We start from the raw sequence: 1490 nt of genomic DNA on the forward strand, positions 1-1490 counted from the left end.
GGCTGCTGCAATCCATGGATGAAGAAACGCACGACAGGCCGGTGTACACCCGCTCGCTCAATCACTATTCGGTGGTGATCCCGGCGGTCGACATCCGGCGCTACCAGCCGTTGATCGCCTACCAGCGCGACGGCCAGTTCCTCTCCATCCGCGACCTCGGGCCGCTGTACCTCATCTACCCGCTCGACGACTACCCCGAACTGCACCAACAGGTGTTCTACAACCGCTCCATCTGGCAGCTCAGCGAGATTCACGTCGAATGAGTTCGATTGCAACGCCCCCCGTTTCGCCCTCCCGTCACCGCCTGAAACTGTCCGCCCTGATCACCCTGGTGCTGGCCATGGCGCTGGTCACGCTCGGCTCGCTCTGGCTGGTGCAGGAGCAGGCACGCCAACTCGCCCTGCCGACGCTGCACAACGAGCTCTGGCAGGCGTACCAGATCGACAACGAGATGAACCACTTGCTCGACGCGGCGCACAGCCTGCGCAAGGGCGAGCTGGACAGCGACGATCTGGTGGTGCGCATCCAGGTGCTGCGCAGCCTGACCCAGTCACTGGAACGCCACCATCTGTTCGACTTCCTGCCCGAGTCACAGTCGATCACCCAGGGCACGCTCGACCAGATCATCGGCCTGAGCCGCGACTGGGATGCACGCGCGCGCTGGGGTGACCCGCAGGGTGTCCGGCAACTGGCCGAAGAAATCCATCAACGCCTGCCGCAGCTGCTCAAGCCGATGCACGAGGTGATGGTGGCCAGCAAGATTTCCCTGGCCAACAAGATCGACGCCAAGCGCCAGCTCCTGCACCGCTGCTTCATCGGCCTGGGCTGGACACTGCTCGGTCTTCTGCTCGGCGGCGCCCTGCTGGTGTCGCGCCTGGTCAGCGACTACCGCAAGGCGCGCACGCTGTCGCACAACCTGGCCGAGCTGAACCAGCACCTGGAGCAACGCGTCAGCGAACGCACCGCCGAGCTCAGCGAGGGCCAGGCGCTGCTGCGGCAGATCCTCGACGCCAGCCCCAGTGACGTGGCGCTGATCAGCGACGACGGCAAGCAGGTGCATTTCGTCAACCAGCGGCTGCGCCAGCGCCTGGAACTCGATGCCAGCAGCGACTTCTCGCTGAGTCGCCTGTTCAGCAACGCCCGCGAGGCCCTGCACTTCAGCGAGGCCTTGCAGGCCCGCCAGCGTCTGGACGGCTGGGAGACCCAGCTGGCCGGAGCCGAGCCCTACTGGGGCGTGGTCTCGGGGCGCGTGCTGGAGTATCACGGCAGGCCTGCGCTGCTGATCTGGAGCTACGACATCAGCCTGCGCAAGCAGATGGAACAGGAACTGCTGGTGCTGGCCACCACCGATGCGCTCACCGGCCTGAACAACCGCCACGCGTTCCTGCAGCGCGCCGGCGAGCTGTTCAAGAGCGCCGAACGCTTCGACCAGCCCTGCACCCTGCTGATGCTCGACATCGACCATTTCAAGGCGATCAACGACAACCACG

2 protein-coding genes are annotated in these 1490 nt (G+C 65.3%); both read left to right on the forward strand.

Going from position 1 to position 1490, the window contains the following annotated elements; translation table 11 throughout:
- The coding region (locus tag J0A65_RS23285) for a putative pterin-binding protein (RefSeq protein ID WP_463452291.1) at positions 1 to 263 on the forward strand (263 nt) is incomplete at its 5' end.
- Positions 260 to 1490, forward strand: a 1231-nt coding sequence (locus tag J0A65_RS23290; RefSeq protein WP_206596670.1) for a diguanylate cyclase, incomplete at its 3' end; no start/stop codon positions are given. The genes J0A65_RS23285 and J0A65_RS23290, both read left to right, overlap by 4 nt.

This window comes from Bowmanella yangjiangensis (genome assembly GCF_017255015.1).
Lineage (GTDB): Bacteria > Pseudomonadota > Gammaproteobacteria > Enterobacterales > Alteromonadaceae > Bowmanella > Bowmanella yangjiangensis.